General features: G+C 45.8%; 14 protein-coding genes. 10 read left to right on the top strand and 4 right to left on the bottom strand.

The window, feature by feature from the left end; translation table 11 throughout:
• Positions 1-470: 470 nt before the first annotated feature.
• From BMZ28_RS02315 to uxaC, 4 genes are read left to right on the top strand one after another with little or no spacing between them, the layout of a single operon-like run.
• Positions 471-1,781, top strand: a complete 1,311-nt coding sequence (locus BMZ28_RS02315) for an MFS transporter (RefSeq protein ID WP_074820417.1) — start codon at positions 471-473, stop codon at positions 1,779-1,781.
• Positions 1,782-1,792: 11 nt separating this feature from the next.
• Positions 1,793-4,192, top strand: a complete 2,400-nt coding sequence (locus tag BMZ28_RS02310; RefSeq protein ID WP_074820415.1) for a glycoside hydrolase family 31 protein — start codon at positions 1,793-1,795, stop codon at positions 4,190-4,192.
• A gap of 10 nt (positions 4,193-4,202) precedes the next feature.
• Complete coding sequence (locus BMZ28_RS02305; RefSeq protein ID WP_074820412.1) at positions 4,203-5,687, top strand: mannitol dehydrogenase family protein; 1,485 nt, start codon at positions 4,203-4,205, stop codon at positions 5,685-5,687.
• Positions 5,684-7,093: a glucuronate isomerase gene (gene uxaC / locus BMZ28_RS02300; RefSeq protein ID WP_074820409.1), complete on the top strand. Its 1,410-nt coding sequence runs from the start codon at positions 5,684-5,686 to the stop codon at positions 7,091-7,093. Before BMZ28_RS02305 ends, uxaC begins: the two co-directional genes overlap by 4 nt.
• A gap of 615 nt (positions 7,094-7,708) precedes the next feature.
• On the opposite strand, the gene BMZ28_RS02295 is transcribed toward uxaC, so the two are convergent.
• On the bottom strand, positions 7,709-8,857 hold the full coding sequence (locus BMZ28_RS02295) for a 4Fe-4S binding protein (protein ID WP_083399616.1): 1,149 nt from the start codon (positions 8,855-8,857) through the stop codon (positions 7,709-7,711).
• 327 nt (positions 8,858-9,184) lie between these two features.
• Here BMZ28_RS02295 and mgtE point away from each other — a divergent pair, with 327 nt between their 5' ends.
• A complete protein-coding gene (gene mgtE, locus BMZ28_RS02290) occupies positions 9,185-10,627 on the top strand; it encodes a magnesium transporter (RefSeq protein WP_136655867.1) in 1,443 nt (480 codons plus the stop codon).
• A gap of 60 nt (positions 10,628-10,687) precedes the next feature.
• Here mgtE and panE read toward each other — a convergent pair whose 3' ends face one another.
• The gene (gene panE / locus BMZ28_RS02285) at positions 10,688-11,620 is read right to left on the bottom strand and encodes a 2-dehydropantoate 2-reductase (RefSeq protein ID WP_074820406.1); all 933 of its coding nucleotides are present in this window, start codon (positions 11,618-11,620) and stop codon (positions 10,688-10,690) included.
• Between the two features lie 277 nt (positions 11,621-11,897).
• Here panE and BMZ28_RS02280 point away from each other — a divergent pair, with 277 nt between their 5' ends.
• The 4 genes from BMZ28_RS02280 (at position 11,898) to BMZ28_RS02265 (ending at position 16,467) form a co-directional block, all read left to right on the top strand.
• Entirely contained in the window at positions 11,898-12,620 is a 723-nt protein-coding gene (locus tag BMZ28_RS02280; protein WP_248296086.1) for a phosphatase PAP2 family protein, read from the top strand.
• Positions 12,621-12,638: 18 nt separating this feature from the next.
• Positions 12,639-13,226, top strand: a complete 588-nt coding sequence (ybjG, locus tag BMZ28_RS02275) for an undecaprenyl-diphosphate phosphatase (RefSeq protein WP_074820404.1) — start codon at positions 12,639-12,641, stop codon at positions 13,224-13,226.
• Between the two features lie 423 nt (positions 13,227-13,649).
• Positions 13,650-14,666 carry a collagen-like triple helix repeat-containing protein gene (locus BMZ28_RS02270; protein ID WP_074820402.1) on the top strand — a complete coding sequence of 339 codons (1,017 nt, stop codon included), beginning with the start codon at positions 13,650-13,652 and terminating at the stop codon, positions 14,664-14,666.
• 73 nt (positions 14,667-14,739) lie between these two features.
• Positions 14,740-16,467: a ShlB/FhaC/HecB family hemolysin secretion/activation protein gene (locus BMZ28_RS02265; RefSeq protein WP_074820400.1), complete on the top strand. Its 1,728-nt coding sequence runs from the start codon at positions 14,740-14,742 to the stop codon at positions 16,465-16,467.
• Positions 16,468-16,536: 69 nt separating this feature from the next.
• On the opposite strand, the gene BMZ28_RS02260 is transcribed toward BMZ28_RS02265, so the two are convergent.
• Together BMZ28_RS02260 and BMZ28_RS02255 are read right to left on the bottom strand one after the other, a co-directional pair.
• Positions 16,537-16,998 (bottom strand): YehS family protein, encoded by a 462-nt coding sequence (locus BMZ28_RS02260; protein WP_047779886.1) that lies wholly within the window; start codon positions 16,996-16,998, stop codon positions 16,537-16,539.
• A gap of 198 nt (positions 16,999-17,196) precedes the next feature.
• The gene (locus tag BMZ28_RS02255) at positions 17,197-18,072 is read right to left on the bottom strand and encodes a LysR family transcriptional regulator (protein ID WP_047779887.1); all 876 of its coding nucleotides are present in this window, start codon (positions 18,070-18,072) and stop codon (positions 17,197-17,199) included.
• 111 nt (positions 18,073-18,183) lie between these two features.
• Here BMZ28_RS02255 and BMZ28_RS02250 point away from each other — a divergent pair, with 111 nt between their 5' ends.
• Positions 18,184-18,648, top strand: coding sequence for a multidrug/biocide efflux PACE transporter (locus tag BMZ28_RS02250; protein ID WP_114986174.1), 465 nt, complete (start codon positions 18,184-18,186; stop codon positions 18,646-18,648).
• The last annotated feature ends 430 nt before the right edge of the window (positions 18,649-19,078 follow it).

Below are 19,078 nucleotides of genomic sequence, written 5' to 3'. Positions count from 1 at the left end.
GCTCAATACTGATTGAGCATAACCAATCCTGATTTCCTGCCTGATCTTTATCCGACAGTTTTATTGTATGTAGTAATAAACTTCTCGTCAATAATTGGTTTACCAATTTAAGGTTGGCAGTTTCGCGTTTTTTTTACTCACTCATGATAAGTATATTTTGCTTTTAATATCATGGCGTTGATGTTTTTATTATCATTTTTTATATCAGGAAAATATCAGTGCTACAGCATTTTTTTCATTGTTTTATTAACAGGTTAACCAAAATTTAATTTAAGTTAATTAAAATAGCTAATTATTTCAAATGATTATATTTAATTGACTGGTTTTGTTTGACCTATTTCATAATAATTACTTTTACCGTGATTGATATCTCAATTTTTAATGTTTAAAAATGGTAATTTGCAGTTAACTGGTAGACCAATTATTTAAGTGGTTAATATTACCGCTTACAAAAATAAGGAGCTTCTTCGATGAGCAATGATGTAGTAAAAGCGGTGTCATCATCAGCAAGGAAGTTTAAAAATTTACGTTGGTACATTTTAATACTATTTCTTATTGGCGTTACGGTTAACTATATTACCCGCAATTCACTCGGTATTTTGGCTTCGGAGCTGATTTCCGATCTGAAAATGACGACAGAACAATATTCGTATGTCGTTGCCTCATTTCAATTGGCCTATACCATATTTCAGCCGTTATGTGGTTGGTTTATCGATGTTATTGGGCTGAAAATAGGTTTTGCTATCTGCGCGGTGATTTGGTCGGTTGCCTGTATGCTCCATGCCGGGGCAGGAAACTGGATTCAGTTAGCGATTTTACGTTTTATTATGGGGGGCTCAGAAGCAGGAGCAACGCCAGCAAACGCGAAAGTGATCGCTGAATGGTTCCCTAAAAAGGAACGTCCGGTTGCTGCTGGCTGGGCCGGTGTCGGCTTCTCCATTGGTGCAATGTTAGCCCCACCGATTATTGTTATCTTCCACGTTGCTCTGGGCTGGAAAGGCGCGTTTATCGTTTCAGGTGCGTTAGCCTTAGTGTGGGTTTTGCTGTGGTGGAAGTTCTATCACAACCCGGATAAGCATCCTAACTTATCGGTAGAAGAGCATCAGTATATTGAGCAAGACCAGGAACCCGTTCAGGAAAAACTCTCGTTTTTTAAATCGATTAAAATATTAAGTAAAGAGCGGAAGTTCTACGGTATCTGTATTCCGGCCTTTCTTGCAGAACCCGCATGGGCGGTATTTAGCTTTTGGGTGCCGCTTTATTTAGCCAGAGAAATGGGGATGGAGCTAAAGCAAATTGCTCTGTTTGCCTGGTTACCCTTTTTGGCAGCGGACTTAGGCAGTATTGCCAGCGGCTATTTAACCAAACTGTATATTAAATTCTTTGGCTTCACGCGTATTAACTCGGTTATTGCCAGTTCCGTTACCGGTGCATTTTTAATGCTCTCGCTAGCTTTGATTGCGGTTACCAAAGATCCGTATGTGGTTATCCTGTTAATTTCAATCGGCGGTTTTGGTCATCAGGTTATTTCCTGCATGTTAAGCGCCTTAGTTGTGGACTGTTTTGATAAAGGTCAGGTTGCGACGATGAACGGCTTGCGTGGCTCATCAGCTTGGATCGCGAGCTTCTTGTTCTCACTGATTATCGGTGCGTTTTCTGAAACAATTGGCTTTAATCCATTGTTTGTCGCCATGGGCTTTTTCGACTTAATTGGCGCTATTTTCTTAATTACTTTAGTTGGTGAAAGAAGAAAGAAAGCATCAGCATTAAATAATCAATAGAGATAATTGAAATGAAAACGTTAAAAAACTGGGTCCTTAAAGAACACGCGGATAACTGCATTCAACTGACGGTCAACCAGCAACATGTCTTTTGTCTCTATGTATTAGAACAGGATATGTTTCGCGTTCTGATTAAACGCAATAATGCATTAGCGCTAGATCGCACTTGGTGTATTGCTCCTGAAGGTGATGTGCCTTGGCAGGGCAGAGATCGTTTAAGCACTGAAGGTTTCTCTTTACCCGATTACCAACTGATAACAGACGATGACCAAGTAATTATTGCAACCAAAAAGCTGCGGGTCACGATTAGCCAACCGCTGACTTTAAAATGGGAATACAAAAATGGTGATGGCGAGTGGGCACTATTAGTAGAAGATCGCCCAACCGGTGCCTATTTACTGGATACGAAAGGCGAAGGTATTGCTCATTATCAGCGCCGCTACAAAGATGAACAATATTACGGTTTAGGCGAAAAAGCGGGTGATTTGAATCGCGCAGGCCGCCGCTTTGAAATGCGTAATTTAGATGCCATGGGCTATGATGCCTCTTCCACCGATCCTTTATATAAACATATTCCATTTACCATAACGCGCCGTAATGGCGCTAGCTTCGGCCTGTTCTACGATAACTTAAGCTGCTGTTGGTTGGATTTGGGTAATGAGCTCGATAACTATCATTTACCTTATCGTCGCTATGAGGCTGAGTCTGGCGATCTGGATTACTATTTCTTTGTTGGACCGAAAACATTGGATGTCACCAAATCCTTTGTGCGTTTGACAGGGAAAACTCTATTTGGTCCTAAATGGAGCTTGGGCTATAGCGGCTCAACCATGCACTATACCGATGCGCCTAATGCTCAGGAGCAGTTACTGGAGTTTATTAAGCTGTGTCAACAGCATGATATTCCCTGCGACTCATTCCAGCTCTCTTCGGGTTACACCTCAATTGGTAATAAGCGTTACGTCTTCAACTGGAACTACGACAAGGTTCCTCAGCCCAAAGTGATGTCTAAAGCCTTCCACGATGCAGGATTAAAACTGGCAGCAAACATAAAGCCGTGTTTATTACAGGATCATCCAAAGTATCAAGAAGTGGCAGCGGCTGGCCTGTTTGTACGTGATTCAGAGCAAGATGTGCCAGAACGTTCCGTTTTCTGGGATGACGAAGGGTCGCATCTTGATTTTACCAATCCGGCCACGGTTCGTTGGTGGCAGGATAATGTAACGTCTCAATTGTTAGAGATGGGCATCGGTTCAACCTGGAATGATAATAACGAATATGAAATCTGGGATCGCGAAGCGCGCTGCCATGGTTTTGGCAAAGAGATTGCGATTAAACATATTCGTCCCGTGATGCCACTGTTAATGATGCGTGCTTCCCTTGAAGCTCAGCAAAAGTTTGCCCCTGAATCGCGTCCTTATCTGATTTCTCGTTCTGGCTGTGCCGGTATGCAGCGCTATGTCCAAACCTGGAGTGGCGATAACCGCACCAATTGGACAACGCTGCGCTATAACACCCGGATGGGATTGGGTATGAGTTTGTCTGGCCTGTATAACGTCGGCCACGATGTGGGTGGTTTTTCCGGCGATAAGCCTGATGCAGAACTGTTCGTTCGCTGGGTTCAGAATGGTGTGATGCACCCGCGTTTCACTATTCACTCATGGAATGACGACCAGACGGTGAATGAGCCTTGGATGTACCCGAGTATTACGCCGATTATTCGTGAATCAATGCGCCTGCGTTACCGTTTACTCCCTTATTTTTATCATCAATTGTGGTTGGCCCATCAAGAAGATGAGCCGATGCTGCGCCCAATGTTCTTGGATCATGAGCATGATGAGAAAACCTTTGCAGAATCAGATGACTTCCTGATTGGTAAAGATCTATTGGTGGCCAGCGTGGTTGAGCAGGGACAGCGTGAAAGAGAAGTTTATCTGCCGGACAATCAAAATGGCTGGTATTGCTTCTACAGCGGTCAGTGGTATAGCGGCGGGCAGACGATTACCGTATCGGCACCATTAGAGCGTTTACCGCTATTGGTTCGTGCCGGCAGTATGATTCCCATGTCAGAACGTATTGGTTACGTTGATGCGGCTAAAGATGAGAGCCGTGAGCTCTGTTTTTATCCACAACAGGGTAAAGGTCAAGCGCAGGGTTACCTGTTTGATGATGATGGGGAAAGCTTCGGTTATCAACAAAATAATGCAATCTGGCTGGATTGGATAATGACCTCAGACAATCAGCGTATCGATCTAACGCTAAGTACACGTGGTGATTATCAACCTGCCTGGCAGCGGATAAAAATATCTTTGCCAGCGACTGAAAGCCGTCCGCTGTTTGTTAACGGCCAATCCGTTGGTGAAATAAGCCTGGCCGAACTTAATGGCAATGAGATGAATAAAAGAGGTTAGCAAGATTGTGATGGGTAGAATAAATAACACGGTATTGCCATCGGCGGTAGAGCAGCCTCAATATCAGCGTAGTGAGTTAAAAAGCCGCATTGTTCATCTGGGGTTTGGTGCATTTCACCGTGCTCATCAGGCGCTATTAACCAACCGGGTATTGCAGCAGATTGGTGGCGACTGGGGTATTTGCGAAATAAGTCTATTTGGCGGTGAATCATTGATAGCTTCACTGCGTGAGCAGGACCATCTGTACAGCGTATTGGAGAAAGGGGCGGAAAGTAATCAGGCGCTGATTATTGGTTCGGTGGCGGAGTCTTTGCATCCGGCGCTTGACGGAATAGAACGTATTCTGGAGAAAATAGCCGAGCCACAGGTAGCCATTGTTTCCATGACTATTACTGAAAAAGGCTATTGTGTCTTACCGGGCGGCGGTGGTCTGGATCTTAATCATTCTTTGATAAAGGCGGATTTGAGTCATCCACAGCAGCCAAAGTCGGCTATTGGAGTAATTGTTGAAGCATTACGCCGTCGCCGTGAACGTGGATTGACGCCTTTTACCGTCTTGTCCTGCGATAACATTCCGGAAAACGGCCATATCGTGAAGCAGGCCGTTTTGGGATTGGCACAGCAAAGCGATCCGCAGTTGGCCAACTGGATAAAACAGCATGTGCCTTTTCCAAGTACCATGGTTGACCGCATTGTGCCGGCAATAACCGATGAAACGCTGGCAGAGATCGAACAGGCGCTTGGAGTAAGCGACCCATGCGGTATTGCTTGCGAACCGTTTATTCAATGGGTGGTGGAAGATAATTTCGCTGCCGGTCGTCCGCAGTGGGAAGCGGTCGGTGCTGAATTGGTAAGTAACGTCGTGCCTTATGAAGAAATGAAACTGAGAATGCTTAACGGCAGTCACTCATTTCTGGCTTACTTAGGCTATCTGGCTGGCTATCAACATATTAATGATTGTATGACCGATGAGGCTTATCGCACAGCGGCTCACCGCTTAATGCTACAAGAGCAGGCACCAACGCTGAGTTTGCAAGGGGCGGATTTAGCCGGATATGCCGATCGATTAATTGAACGTTATAGCAACCCATCCCTTAAGCATCGTACCTGGCAAATTGCTATGGACGGCACCCAGAAGTTACCTCAGCGGATGTTGGATTCAGTGCGTTGGCATCTGGCTAACGGCAGCGGTTTTGATTGTCTGGCGCTGGGCATTGCTGGATGGATGCGCTATGTCGGCGGTATCGATGATCGCGGTGCTTCCATTGATGTTCGCGATCCGATGGTTGAGCGTTTGCAACAGGTTTGTCAGTCGACTCAGGACGGCGCTGAGCGAGTGCAAGGGCTGTTAGCTATTCACGAAATTTTTGGCACCGCATTACCGCAAGACAGCCGTTTTGTTGATGCCGTTACCCGTAGCTATTTGGCCTTGGTCAAGCAAGGGGCTAAAAATACGGTACATCAACTTATGGCGAATGGGAGTATTCCATCATGAAAGCATTTTTAGGCGACGATTTCTTATTAACCACTGATGCCGCACAGCGTCTTTATTTTGAACATGCTGCGCCACAGCCTATTTTTGACTATCACTGCCATTTACCGCCGAAAGACGTGATGGAAGATCGGCAGTTTGGCAATCTGGCTGAAATCTGGTTGGCTGGCGACCATTACAAATGGCGGGTATTAAGAACTGCCGGTGTGGATGAACGATTGATTACCGGTGATGCCAGCGACTATGAGAAGTATCTGGCTTGGGCATCGGTGGTGCCTAAAACCTTGGGCAATCCGATTTATCACTGGACCCATTTGGAACTGAAACGGCCGTTTGGCATCAGTAACGTTTGCCTGAACGCTGGCACCGCGGAGCAAATCTGGCATCAAGCGAATGAATTATTGGCTCAGCCACAGTTTTCCGCTCGCGGTATTATGCAGCAAATGAATGTGAAAATGGTGGGTACCACTGACGATCCGATTGATTCATTAGTTTACCATCAGGGCATTGCCGCCGATGATAGCTTTGATATTCAGGTGCGCCCTAGCTGGCGTCCGGATCGCGCCTTTAAAATCGATTTACCCGGGTTTACCGATTATATTCCGCTACTGGAAAAAGCAGCGGATATCGTTATTGGGCGCTTCAGTGACCTGCTGAATGCTCTGGAAAAGCGGTTGAATCATTTCGCTGCTCATGGCTGCGTGGCCGCCGATCACGGGGTTGAGATTGTGCGCTTCGCGCCAATTCCCACTGAGTCGACGCTGGATGCCATATTGGCTAAGCGATTATCTGGTCAGGCGTTAAGCGATCTGGAAATTGCCCAGTTCAGCACGGCGGTTCAGGTTTGGTTGGGGCAGCAATACCATCAGCGCGGATGGGTGATGCAACTGCATATTGGTGCTTTACGTAACAATAATCAGCGTATGTTTACTCGCCTTGGTGCCGATGCCGGATTTGACTCTATTGGCGATCGTCCGGTAGCGGAAGCGTTATCCGGTTTGTTGAATGCACTGGATTGCGATGATCGTTTACCGAAAACCATTCTTTACTGTCTGAATCCGTCCGATAATGAAGTATTAGCGACCATGTGCGGCAACTTCCAGGGTGGTGGTATTGCTGGGAAAGTGCAGTTTGGATCCGGCTGGTGGTTTAACGATCAGAAAGACGGCATGCAGCGTCAGATGATGCAACTGTCACAGCTCGGTTTGTTGAGTCAGTTTGTGGGTATGTTAACGGACTCCAGAAGCTTCCTGTCCTATACCCGACATGAATATTTCCGCCGCATTCTCTGCGATATGGTCGGTGGATGGATGCATAACGGCGAAATTCCAGCAGATTTCCAGTTGGTCGGTCAGATGATTGAGGATATTTGCTACGGTAACGCTGAGCGTTATTTTTCTCAGAAGTAGGGTTCGCGTCCTGAATAGATTCCGGTTTGCACCGGAATGACGATGATGTTTCAACCTGCTTATGTCGTCATCTAGCTTATGTCGTCATCCAGCTTATGTCGTCATCCAGCTTATGTCGTCATTTAGCTTATGTCGTCATCTAGCTTATATCGTCATCTAGCTTATGTCGTCATCCAGCTTATGTCGTCATCCAGCTTATGTCGTCATCCAGCTTATGTCGTCATCTAGCTTATGTCGTCATCTAGCTTATGTCGTCATTTAGCTTATGTCGTCATCTAGCTTATGTCGTCATCCAACTTATGTCGTCATCCCCGCGAAAGCGGGGATCTCGCCCTTAAACCAAGCGTTGTCGTTAAGCTAAAACATTAGATTCCGGTTTTCACCGGAATGACGAAGGGGGGAATGCGAGCATATTCCGACTGAGTCACTAATAAGATGGAACAAATCGCTCACAAAATACCTACTTTAATCCTTTGAATCCCTAAAGAAAAAATTTGTGGGGATTCCTCAGCGCGAAAGCGGGGATCTCGCCCTTAAACCAAACGTTGTCATTAAGCTAAAACCCTAGATTATTCGCTACGCCTGCGGTTTTCACCAGAATGACAGAAGGATACATCAGGGATGACCTAACTGCTGACTGGCCGGAATCAAGCGATAGTAAAACTGTTCCGGTAGTTGAGTGTCCCAATGACCGGTAAATTTGGCATAGCCAATGGTTCCAGCCAGAATCAGGGTCAACATTAAGGCTACGGCCATACCTGATAACCCAAGACTATGGGTTGCTCCGGGTTCTCCCTTTGGTTTGGTGAGGGAAAATACCAGCGTGTCTTTTGCCGGGCAGGACTCCACACAGGACATACAAGCAGTACACTCAACGGTGCGTACCTGAATTAAGCGATCGACCGGAATACGCGATGGGCAAGCCTTGGCGCACTTACCGCAGTCAATGCAGCTATCGGCATTACGGCGAATCTTAAAGGGGGAAAATAGTGAGAAAATACCAATCAAAGCGCCATAAGGGCATAAATAACGACACCAGAGGTTTTGAATAAACAGGCTACCGATGGTCAGCACGATAATTGAAATTAGAGTCGTTTCTCCGATAAATCGAAAGAAGTTCAGCATTTTGACGTCAGCAATCAATCCATAGGGCGACATCAGAAAAGCCTGTAGCGCCTGTACCGGCATCGGGATGACCAGATAGAGAAAAAATGCCAGCAGCAAATACTTCAATCCGCGCAAGGGAATATCTAACCAGCGAGGCAGAAGAAAATGGCGGCCAAATAGTTTTTTACCCAGTGTAGCCAGCGCTTCAGACAGCGTTCCTATCGGACATAACCATGAACAGAAGGCTTTCTTCAATAAGAAACTCATGGCTAAAAAAGCAATCAGTAACAGCATGGAAGCGGCATGAACCGGGGGAATCTGCCAGGTTTCCAGCGTATATTTCAGATTCATCAAGCCCGCGATGGGCAGCCATCCCTCAATCCCTGCTGGACGTTCCACAAAGGTGCTATTGCCGCCAGTTTCGTAGAAACGTACCCAATAATAGAAAGTTATGCAGATATAAATATTGATCAGTAGAAATACCGACTGAGCCGCATGACGCCAGAGCTTTGCGTTACGCAGGTCATACCAAGGCAGTTTTCCTCCAATCGTTCCCGGGCGACGCACCAGTTTTTTTCTGGAGCGCTTGGCCGCCTGCGCAATATCATCATCAATTACCGGCTGTAAAATACTGTGCTGATCGTTCTGAGTATTCATATGGCTTATCGTTATTTAAGTTATTGCTACAGTTAATGATATGAATAAAATGGCATCGGGAAATTAACTGTCAGATTATTGCATTTTAAATACCTGTTTATTGAGATGGATCGGTTTTTAGCGTAATAGAACGCTAATCTACTCTTTAGGGGTAGAGCGGGTTTCCTGCGCCATATCTATTGAGAAAAGTATTCTGAATTTTTAGGCAGATTAAGAAAAATATTCACGACTATTTATAGTGGAATCGGCTATGGTAGCGCCGGACAGATTATAAAACCGGAGATAGCCCGCTGCGGCAGTCAATATAATGAAAGAGCGACGAGCACTATGACGCAGAATGAATTACTGAATGAACAAATGACCAGTTCAAAGCTGGAGCTGAATCGGCAACGGATTCTTGAACTGCTGTCGGATGGTTTATTGGTTGCCGCTATTGACTATGGACAGCAGACTTCAAGCCTGTCAGACCCCTCATTAGATAAAGAAATCAGTGAGCTTCGCCGGTTAGTTAACAAACTGCACGCCGCTGACCTTGCCGACTTATTAGAGTCACTGCCGAAAAATAAACGACAGGCTATTTGGTCGCTATTAAGCGATGTTAAGCGCGGCAAAACCTTGGTTGAAGCTTCCGACGCAGTCTGGGACAGTCTGATTGAAGATATGAGCGATCGCCAACTGCTGGCCGCGCTTCAACATCTGGATTTGAACGATCAAGCCTATCTGGCTGGCCATCTTCCCCGTGATTTAGTTGAGCAACTATTAGCTTCTCTGGATGCACCACAGCGCGCCAGAATTAGTGAAGTGATTCATCTGGGGCGAGATAAAGTCGGTGCATTGATGGACTTTGAACTGATCGCTATCCGGGATGATATTACATTGGCAACGGTGCTGCGTTTTTTGCAACGGCGAAAAAATATTGCTGATTCTACCGATAAGATCTTTGTTATCGATCGGGAGAACCGGCTGATGGGCGAGCTGTTGATTACCGATATTTTGCTGCATAAACCGGAAACGCCGGTCGCAGCGCTAATGCTGAAAGAACCGCTGACTTTCTTGCCGGATGATAAAGCCGAAGATGCTGCCAGTGCGTTTGAGCGTTATAACCTGATCAGTGCGCCAGTGGTGAATCAGCAGAACAAGTTAATTGGTCGCTTAACCGTTGAGGATGTGGTTGATGTGGTGATGGAAGAGAGCGATACCGACTTGCGTCGAATGGCGGGATTAAGTGAGAAAGAAGATATTTTTGCTCCGGTACTGACTTCCGTTCGTCAACGTTCTGCGTGGCTGGCTATTAATCTGTGTACCGCATTTATTGCATCACGAGTGATTGGGCTGTTTGAGGGAACCATTTCAGAATTGGTGGCTTTAGCTGCCCTGATGCCGATCGTCGCCGGGATCGGCGGTAATACCGGTAATCAGACCATTACCATGATTGTTCGTGCTCTGGCTCTGCATCATATTCGTGCCGGCGATATGTCATTTATGCTGATGCGTGAACTGGGTGTAGCGCTAATTAACGGCATTGTCTGGGGAGGTGTGATGGGTGGGATAACCTACCTGTTGTACGGTAATCTGGAAATGGGGGGCGTGATGACTTTAGCTATGCTGCTCAATTTGCTGTTGGCCGCGATTATGGGCGTTATTATTCCGATGACCATGAATAAGCTGGGTAAGGATCCGGCCATTGGCTCCAGCGTGATGATTACCGCGATTACCGATACCGGTGGCTTTTTTATATTTTTAGGGTTAGCAACGCTGTTTTTGGTATGACTTGTTATAAGAGCGATATTTCGCTCTTATAAGCTATGGGGATGATGTCGTCACAGTTCGTTACTGGTTAGCCACCCTCTGCGATTCATAGGCTTTCAGGTGGGTGTAGGCTGCGCGTAAGCGGATTAGTGTGTCCATGTTCATACCGGATTGTTCCGCGCGGAATAACAGATCGCCGACGATTTGCTCTGCTTCAATACGTGAACCATGTTGTAGATCCCGATACATGGATGCGGTCAGTGTTGAGCCGGGTTCGGTTAGCATACGATGAGCGCGTTCCACATCCGGTTGATAGCCGTGCTTAACCGCAATACTGCGAATTTCTTCTATCAGCATCAGAATAAAGGTTTTCCCGTCAGGGGCGGCGATAATTTCACCAATCGGTGCGCGCATCAGGCAGGTGCTGGCGGCCAGCGAAGCGAGGAAGAGCCACTTTTCCCACATGGCCAGAGTAATATTACTGCTGAGCTCAGAATCAAATTTAGCCTGTTTTAAGATGTGCGCAATTGCTTCTGCTCGGTTGGTTTTAACGCCGTTTAATTCACCGAAAGTAATATTATGCGTTGGCGTCATCTGGTGTATGACACCATCCGCTTCAACGGTCGACACGATGTTACATAACCCACCCAGTACCTTGTCTTTACCAAAGGCATTTTCCAGCGTTTGTATATGACGCATACCGTTAAGCAACGGAAGAATAACGGTATTGCTGCCGACGGCGGGAGCAAATGATTGAATGGCATCTTCCAGATCGTAGGCTTTACAGCTTAGTAGAATCAGGTCAAAAGGTTGTTTAATTTGTTCGGCCAGAATGGTGGGCGGCGAGGAAAGGGTGATGAGGTTATTTTGTGGATCTTTAATCACTAATCCGTTTCGCTGCAATTTTTCTGCTCGGGTTGGGCGAACCAGAAAGGTCGTGTCCTGATGTGCCTGCAATAACTTTGCTCCGAAATATCCCCCAACGGCGCCAGCCCCAACGGTAAGAATACGCATATAAAATCCTCTGCCTGACAGATAAGCCATCTGTATATGAAGTGAAGAACCAATATATTCCGAAATCTAACAGAGATCGAAAATACATTTTGGAATAGGCCAGAATTCACCATCTTGACCGCCAATGATTTTAGTCTAATGACCCTGTTTGGCTTTAAATAACCAGAGGGTTGTTCAACGCTGCTTTCTTAAGATTTCACTAATAATTATCCAATATGCTTATCGATATTCAGCCGCAAAGCGGCTGCTTTTTAGCGGGCCAGAATAGGGTAATTGAATGATCGATCGTAAACCAATGCTCTGGTGGGACAGCGTTCCTCAGCCATTGCCTGCTGCATTTTATATTCGTCAAATTATCGCTCTGACGATAGCTGCGGCGATACTTTGTTTTATTTCTCTACAGGATCAACTTGATTTTTGGCTTACGCGTCAATGGTATCAACCAGAGACTCACTCTTTTCCTTTACAGAATAATTTTTGGTTGGAATTACTGAATCACAAATTAGTGAAGTTTTTGATCGTCGGTTCGGCCATTGCTGGTCTTGGCTGGGGGATATATCGTAAAAATCTTCGCTTAGTAACGGTAATGGTACTACTGGGGTTAGGTACCGCGGTGGTTGGTCTATTGAAAGCGTCCAGTATTCATTCCTGTCCCTGGAGCCTGTCTGAGTTTGGTGGGCAGGCGACTTATATTCGGCTTTTTGGCTCGGTTTCTGCGGGAGTTAACGCGGGCCCAGGGCAATGTTTTCCTGGCGGCCATGCGTCATGTGGTTTTGCCGTAATGGCGCTGTTTTTTCTTTTCTATCCTCAACAGCCTAAAGCGGCATGGTTTTACTGGTGGCTGGGTATTGTCTTGGGCATGGCGATGGGGTTCGGACAAATGATGAGAGGAGCGCATTTTCTTTCTCATAATCTTTGGGCGGGTTGGTGGGTGTGGGCTAGTCAGGTCGCTTTTTATTTCCTGATAACTAAAACGCTATTGTGGCTGCGAACCAGATAGGTCTTGAGGTGATGTTTCATGGAACAGTTTAATCAGCAATTATTTTTGATGCTCAACGCTACGCCTAATTCAAGTCATTGGATAATGGTGCTGGCCCATTTTTTCGCTCAACAGGCCATTATGATGATCCCCGCAGCCGCGTTGATTGGCTGGCTGTGGGTTCCTCGCCGTGAACTGATAGTGAAAATGTTAATCACCTTATGTATTGCGATGATATTGGCAAAAATTATCCAAGCGATATATCCACATGCACGTCCGTTTGTTGAGGGCGTTGGCTATCAGTTTTTAGCACATGCTAATAGCGATTCCTTTCCCAGCAATCATGGTACTGCGGCATTTGCTTTTGCTCTGGCCTTTATTTTCTGGGGACGCATGATATATGGCGCAGCATTCTTGATAATTGCTTTAGGTATTGCATGGTCGCGAATTTATCTGGGAGTGCATTGGCCTATGGATATGGTCGGTGGTTTTCTGGTTGGGTTACTTGCCTGTTGTTTAACTGATTTGATTTGGTCTGGATTAGGAAAACAAGTCTTAAATAAATTGGAGATGTTTTATCGTCGGGTTTTCGCCACGCTGATACAGCGTTGTTGGGTAAAATATTAATTCCTGTTAATTATTGCTGATAGAACGCAGCCATTAAAAACAACCTGCCACTTGTTAAATAGTCGATAAGGATATAGCCATTTAACAAATAATACTCCCATCTATTTATAAACTCTCTCGCTCTTTTATTATTTTAATAAATTTTAAATATAGTTTTGTTTTATATTGTAATTTTGACGAAGGGAGATTAACTGTCTGTCTCAAAAGGTGATTCTTGAGACAGGTAGTTATATTTTTTCTTGGTGAGCATTTCAAATATGACATAAAGGTCATAACCGCATTGCTATTTTTGATGAAACTAATTCTATTTTATTCATGTAATTAACAGCGAATAAATATCTTTGTTTGTCAGCTGGAATATATAAAAACCAATTCTACACTTACCTTATACGCCAATAGGCGTATTTATCGGGGGTAATCATTATGCGCCGGACAGATATTGGCCGCTTGAGCAAAATAGCACTGGCAGTATTACTTGCCTGTTCGCTCGCGGCATGTAGTGGGGGCGGTGGCAGTTCTAGCCACTCTGCAAAAGGTGGTGGTGGTCAAACGATTGATGGAGGCGGTAGCGGCGGTGGTAGTAATGGCGGTGGTGGTAATAACGGCGGCGGCGGCGGTAACAACGGCGGTGGCGATGGTACTGATACCACGACGACCACAGGCGAGGTTCTTACTGATGCCGGTGGTGCGGTAAATGGCATCGGCGATACGGTGAAAGATGTGGGTGGAATTGTCAGTAATGTCAACTTACCTGACGCTGGCGGTACTCTCGTTCAAGGCACCGTTTCACTGCTCGATTCTACCGGTAATGCGATTAATGATATTGGTACCGGCATCCAGGATGGTGTAGGTCAATTAGGTGAAAATCCTAATGCGATTGGTACAACAGTGGCAGGCGTACCAACAGCGGTTAGCACTCTGGGTACGGGGGTATCTGGTTTAGGGGATACGATTACCGATCTGGGTGACAGCCAATTGTTAGGTGGGGTAGGTAGTACCGGACTATTGAGTACTACTGGTGGTTTAGTGAATCAAGTTGGCGGTGTTGTGACGAATGTGGGTGATGGTTTAGCGACCGATCTGACGTCTGGCGCGACATCTCAAGTGACGACCGAACTGACGAGTGTTGTTGCTCCAGTTATTGGTACTACCGAGGGTTTAACCCAGCAGGTCGGTGGGACTACTGGATTAGCGGCTCCGGTGAATAGTTTACTGGATCAGGTTGGTGGCACGGTTAGCGATTTAGGCACTCAGATTTCTGCCGGTGATTCGTCTCTGGGCGGTCTTGGTGGCACGGTAACCAATGTGGGTGAGGCGATTAGTGATGCGGATGGCCTATTGTCAGGTCAAAGTAGTACGACAGGTACGACAGGTACGACAGGTACGACTGGTACTTTGAGCGGCACCGTTAGCGGTCTTACCGGTATTCTGAGTAAATAAATAATAAAGTCTAATTTCACGCCCCCCTTTATTGGGGGGCTTTCTTGCCCGGGTGCTTTAAGGGATGTAAATTATGAAAATAAGGCAAATAGGTATTTTTTGTTTATTAACGTCGGGTGCTACTGGCGCATGGGCCGATGTTCTTCCGACTCTTATTGATCCAAATAACCCGGCCAAGGTTGCTCGGGAAGTCCCCAAACCACCGTCTCAACGAAGCACGGCTATTCAGGTTTCTACCCCCTCTTCAGCAACAAAAGCTTCGCTAACCGGGCTTACCCCGGATACTCTGATAGAGGTGAATCACCTGCGGTTTATTGGCGGAACCCGATATAGTAATCGTGTTCTGGCCGCGCCCTATGCCAGTTTAATCGGTAAAAAAGTACCGCTAAAACAACTGCTCGCCGCGACTCAATTGCTCACTGAGCAATATCGTCAGGATGGTTATATTCTTTCCTATGCCTATATTCCGGCGAAAAATTTTCAGCAGGGTACGTTAAATGTTGTTTTGGTTGAAGGTTATATCGCCAATAGTCGGATAAAGAGTGATAACACGGCGATTGCTAAAAAATTAGGCAAGTTAGCCCGTAAGATGATGGAAGAGAAACCACTGACCAAAGATTTGTTTGAACGCTATAGCATATTGATGAGTCGAATACCGGATGCCAAAGTGACCGCTTCGGCCAATAACCCGAACAATATTTATGGCGCAACAGTATTGGATGTGAAGTCAGAACATCCTCGTTATTGGAACCTGAGTTCAACGCTGGATAGTCGTAAGGATGAACAGAAGGCGGTTATCAGCGGTACCCTTAGTGGATTAACGCCGTATGGTGAGCAACTGGGGGTAGCAACCATGCTGCCGCTAGGTAACAGCGACAATAAAGAAAACTATGTGGGTTTAAACTATCAGCAGTATTTAGGCGATGATGGTTTACAGATGCAGCTGAAAGGCAGTTATTACCAGAAAAAGCCTAAAAAATATACGCCTGTCCTAGTGTTACCTCAGTATAACGTCGATATTGGTGGCAAAACCGATGCAACTCAATATACCAGCGGGATTCAGTTTAACTATCCGCTGGTGCTGACCAGAAAGAAACAGTGGACGGTGAGTGGTGGTCTGGATTATTTAGATAAAAGTTACGATCAGTATTATCGCGGTCAGATACAAGGGACATCTTTTTCAGTCAGCGAAACGCAGACACTACGTTATCCTGCGGCGGAAGTCTCTCTATTTGGCTATCAAGAATACACTCAGGCATTATGGACGACTCGCCTTAACGTTCGTCAGGGAATTGAAGGAGCGATATCTAACAGTACATTACCGGCGACAGATATTCCTTTTACTCGCTGGAGAATGAATAACGATATGGCTTACCTTTTTGCCGAGAAATGGCGTTTAAGCGCCAGCATTGAAGGTGATTGGTCTGATAATGATTTACCGGAACCTGAACGTGTTAGTTTTGGTGGGTTACGCTATGGTCGGGGTTATCCCGATGGGGATGCTAGCGGTGACTATGGCTATGGTGGACAAGTTGAAATGCGCTACTTATATAGCCGAGAAAGTCAGTGGCTGAATACGGTTCAGCCGTATGTGGTGATGGATACGGCCCATACTTACTTTAACCAGCCGGCATTGGCAACTCGCCAGTTAGCTTCTTACGCTGCCGGCGTCACTATTGGTGACGGTAAACATTATTCAGTTTCTTTGGAAGGGGCCCGACCAATAGGGGATTTACCTGGCGACAGCGATAAGCGTGGATTGCGCTTTAACGCCACGTTTACCTATAACTTCAATAACTAATTTATTTGGTTCGCAGATATGAGCAGTCTAATCTGGAGAGATTCCGGCTTAGACTGCTCAATACATCGATTAACCGCGCACGCGAGTGGTCAATCCTTTGAGGAAGTATCTCAACAGTTGATCGCCGCATTCACGGTAGTTTTTATGACCTGGTTTGCGAAACACCGCGCTTAGTTCAGGTTTAGAGACGCGAAAATCGACAGATTTATAGATATCTAACAGATCGGTATCTTTCAGTTCAAAGGCAATCCGCAATTTTTTCAGCACGATGTTATTGGTTATTTTGGCTTCGATTGCCGGTGCCGGGAAGTTTTCATCTTTACCGCGTCTGAAAAAGATCAGACCGTTAAGAAAATGTCCCATAACGTGATCGTTACACTCTTGGAATGCTGGGTCGTCTTCTTTTTTTAGCCAACTGGCCATTTCAGCCAGAGTCACATCCAGGTCAGCCAGTTTGACGATCTGAACCATCTGGGCATCGCTAAGATCCAACATATAACGAACGCTGCGCAGGGTGTAGTTATTTACCATAGTTATCCAATTTTTCTCTATTCAGAACCAGCTTTAGTGATTTATACCGGTTATACAGGGTATTGCTTATTTTTATCAGTGGATAATGGTTAACCGCTGATGTTCGGGCGTGCATGCATAGTAGGCACTAATGCACCGTTTCTCAATGATGATTTTTACAAATATTGTCGCTATTTCACAGGACTTTTCCATCTGGCCTTATAGCGGTTGTTTATTGGTTTGCAGTAACTGTTCTAAAAACCATTGTCCGGCAGGGCCGGGCGGCGTGTTTTTTGACCAGACAGCATCGACAGAGATCATCCTTGGCCAGCCGCGCACCGTGAGTTCAAATAGCTGACGTTGACTGAATTGCTTAACTAACCAGCGAGGTAGAACCGCCCAGCCAAATCCCTGTTCCGCCATTTCCAGTAACATAAGATAACTGGGAGCTGACCAAATCAGCCCCTGAGGCACCCGTTCTTGAGTGCGTAGATAGGTATTCAGGCACAGCTGGCGGGAATTGGCTAATTGTTCTTTGGTGACGTGTGGGAATGTTGCTAAAGGATGCTGACGGGAAACAAAGATGCTCATTTCGGTTTGTTCCAGCAGGCGGGAGTATCCGACATCTTGAGGGTAGCTGCTTTGAACCTCTATCAGACCGATTTGTGCTCTACCGCTTTGCAATAAAATCAGCACATCTTCTTCTTCGGCAATCATGCATTCAAATTCAATGTCCGGATAGCGTTGCTCAAATTTTTGTAGGATCTCTTCATGCTGGGTTTGCTGATAAGTATCAGACAGGACAAAGCTTAAACGCGACTCTACCGGTGCGGATAGTCGAATGGCCAATTCATCCAACCGCTCGCTGGCGGACAGAATCGCTTTAGCCTGATTAAGTACTCGCAGGCCATGGGGTGTCAGCACCGGATGGCGGCTGCTTCGGTCAAACAGCGTCAGGCCGAGATCGATTTCAAGGTTGGCGATAGCAGAGCTGATCGTCGACTGGCTTTTATGCAACTTACGCGCGGCCGCAGAGAAAGAGCCCTGTGAGGCGGCTTCAACAAATGCAACTAAGGCTTCAGGTGAATACTTCATAATGTATCGGTTTTGTCGATGGTATCTATCTTTATTGTATCTCAAAAAACGATAATAATGCGTGGGTCGTTACCGATATTATTGCAACAGGATTCACAAGATAGGTCATTTATGCAGAACAAAACATTAACAGAACGCGTTTTTCACGCTGTCTGCTTCGAAGGTATTGCCCTTATTATTACCGCGCCACTTTTTGCCTGGTTGATGGGACGCACCGTTTTTCAAATGGGTATGCTGGCAATCGTACTTTCGACCACGGCGATGCTATGGAACATGATTTATAATGCTATTTTTGACCGACTATGGCCGTCAAATCGGGTAAAACGTACTGCTAAAGTTCGTATTTTCCATGCGTTGGGGTTTGAAGGCGGATTTATTCTTATCGGATTAACGCTGGTTATGATCACGTTAGGCGTGAGCGTTAAGACTGCATTTATCATGGAAATCGGCTTCTTTATTTTCTTTTTGCCTTATACCTATATTTATAATTTAGCCTATGACTCATTGAGGGAGCGTTTTATGAAACGCAGGGCTAAAAAAGTGGCGATGGCTTTTGCCGAAAATCACGATAAATAATGTGTGGGGTAATATTGTTTAGTTAAGAAAATATGAGTCGTTTATCTTTGGCTCTTTCTATTGAGGGCAGTCATTAAGCTTAACTGACAAGCACTAGGGGAATATAAAGGTTCCCCTCAGATTGTTGATAAAGTACTCATATACGCAATCGTCGGGAGAGACGGGTGTGGGGGGCGTAGCGGGCTTGCCCGCCGGAGTGCCCGTAACCCGGCTAGGCACGACGCACGCTAAAGTTGAATACTGATGTCCTTCCGGTTGAGCACTTAGGTGATATTCACTCAAGATTTTTACAGCCGGAACAACCATTGATGCTGATTAAAAAGTTTGTCAGCAGCCTCAGGGGAACATAAAGGTTCCCCTTTCTCTTGCGTGGTGGTGTTATAATCAATGCATTCTTGCGTTGTTATAACACTATTAAGGCCTTACCCAT

It is taken from the genome of Pragia fontium DSM 5563 = ATCC 49100 (assembly GCF_900112475.1).
Lineage (GTDB): Bacteria > Pseudomonadota > Gammaproteobacteria > Enterobacterales > Enterobacteriaceae > Pragia > Pragia fontium.
The sequence above is the reverse complement of the archived record's forward strand: the minus strand, read 5'-3'. Positions and strand labels throughout refer to the sequence as shown.

Bases quoted from the DNA above. Each gene is read 5' to 3' on its own strand.
- BMZ28_RS02315 (WP_074820417.1), top strand. From the start codon at position 471: ATGAGCAATGATGTAGTAAAAGCGGTGTCATCATCAGCAAGGAAGTTT.
- BMZ28_RS02310 (WP_074820415.1), top strand. From the start codon at position 1,793: ATGAAAACGTTAAAAAACTGGGTCCTTAAAGAACACGCGGATAACTGC.
- BMZ28_RS02305 (WP_074820412.1), top strand. From the start codon at position 4,203: ATGGGTAGAATAAATAACACGGTATTGCCATCGGCGGTAGAGCAGCCT.
- uxaC (WP_074820409.1), top strand. From the start codon at position 5,684: ATGAAAGCATTTTTAGGCGACGATTTCTTATTAACCACTGATGCCGCA.
- BMZ28_RS02295 (WP_083399616.1), bottom strand. From the start codon at position 8,857: ATGAATACTCAGAACGATCAGCACAGTATTTTACAGCCGGTAATTGAT.
- mgtE (WP_136655867.1), top strand. From the start codon at position 9,185: ATGACGCAGAATGAATTACTGAATGAACAAATGACCAGTTCAAAGCTG.
- panE (WP_074820406.1), bottom strand. From the start codon at position 11,620: ATGCGTATTCTTACCGTTGGGGCTGGCGCCGTTGGGGGATATTTCGGA.
- BMZ28_RS02280 (WP_248296086.1), top strand. From the start codon at position 11,898: ATGATCGATCGTAAACCAATGCTCTGGTGGGACAGCGTTCCTCAGCCA.
- ybjG (WP_074820404.1), top strand. From the start codon at position 12,639: ATGGAACAGTTTAATCAGCAATTATTTTTGATGCTCAACGCTACGCCT.
- BMZ28_RS02270 (WP_074820402.1), top strand. From the start codon at position 13,650: ATGCGCCGGACAGATATTGGCCGCTTGAGCAAAATAGCACTGGCAGTA.
- BMZ28_RS02265 (WP_074820400.1), top strand. From the start codon at position 14,740: ATGAAAATAAGGCAAATAGGTATTTTTTGTTTATTAACGTCGGGTGCT.
- BMZ28_RS02260 (WP_047779886.1), bottom strand. From the start codon at position 16,998: ATGGTAAATAACTACACCCTGCGCAGCGTTCGTTATATGTTGGATCTT.
- BMZ28_RS02255 (WP_047779887.1), bottom strand. From the start codon at position 18,072: ATGAAGTATTCACCTGAAGCCTTAGTTGCATTTGTTGAAGCCGCCTCA.
- BMZ28_RS02250 (WP_114986174.1), top strand. From the start codon at position 18,184: ATGCAGAACAAAACATTAACAGAACGCGTTTTTCACGCTGTCTGCTTC.